Genomic DNA, 1,231 nt, shown 5'->3' on the forward strand with positions numbered 1-1,231 from the left:
TGAATCGCCCCGGATTCTCTAGACACCTTGCAAGCTCATTGCGTAACGCTTTTCAAACTCTGCCGGTGACAGCTGATTGTTGAAACCATGACGGCGTTTTGCGTTGTAGAACATCTCGATGTAATCGAACACATCACTACGAGCATCTTGCCGCGAGGTGTAGATTTTTCGCTTGATCCGTTCCCGTTTCAGAAGCTGGAAAAAGCTCTCGGCCACAGCGTTGTCATGACAGTTGCCTCGGCGACTCATGCTGGCAACCAAATTGTTTGCCTTCAAAAAGCTGCGCCAATCGGAGCTGCTGTACTGGCTGCCTTGGTCGGAATGAACCATCACTTCTTGCTTCGGTTTACGCCTCCAAACCGCCATCAACAACGCGTCAATAGCCAAATCACTGGTCATCTGCGACTTCATTGACCAGCCAACGACCTGGCGAGAAAACAGATCCAACACCACAGCCAAATACAGCCAGCCTTCATAAGTGCGAATGTAGGTGATGTCGGTGACCCAAACTTTGTTGGGTTCTACGACATCAAACTGGCGCTTCAGCAAATTGGGTGAGGCGACCGCTGGCTTACCGCCGTACTTTCCAGGGCGGCGTCGATACCCTGTCTGGGAGCGCAGACCTTCAAGACGCATCAGCCTCGCTACACGATGGCGACCACAATCTTCACCGACCTCGCGCAGATCGTCATGGACTTTGCGATAGCCATAAACGCCGCCACTCTCCAGCCATGAATGCTTGATCAAACGCAGCAGTCGCTGGTCGTCTTTGGCGCGTACAGATTGCGGCTCGGACAGCCAGGCGTAATAACCGCTGGGATGGACTTTAAGCGTCAGACAAAGCCGCCGAATCGAATAGTCGCCCGCGCGCTGCTTGATAAAGGCGTACTTCAGCCGCACTCCTTGGCAAAGTACGCGGCGGCCTTTTTTAAGATGTCTCGCTCTTCAGTGACGCGCTTGAGTTCTGCTCGCAGACGACGCAGTTCAGCGTGCTGATCATCGTCTTGCTGTCGTTCTTCTTGAGGTTTGCTGTAGCGCTTTATCCAGGCATATAAGCTATGCGTCGACACGCCAAGACGGGCCGCTACATCAGCGACAGGCAGCTTCTTTTCGGTCACTTGATTGACCGCTTGGATTTTGAATTCTTCGGGGTAACGCGGGTTGCTCATGGCACCTCCTGATTGGCCTCAGTTTAAGGCAAAGAGGTGTCTACGAAACCCGGGGCGATTCA

Annotated in this window: 1 protein-coding gene; it reads right to left on the reverse strand. The window is 53.2% G+C overall.

Annotated features, from left to right (window positions below; translation table 11 throughout):
- Positions 1-18 precede the first annotated feature (18 nt).
- A protein-coding gene (locus AC07PQ_RS30705) for an IS3 family transposase (protein ID WP_150051484.1) occupies positions 19-1,169 on the reverse strand; the annotation gives its coding sequence in 2 pieces (ribosomal slippage) (positions 19-935 and positions 935-1,169; 1,152 coding nt in all).
- Positions 1,170-1,231: the final 62 nt, after the last annotated feature.

Source organism: Pseudomonas sp. GW821-FHT09E12 (assembly GCF_059416085.1).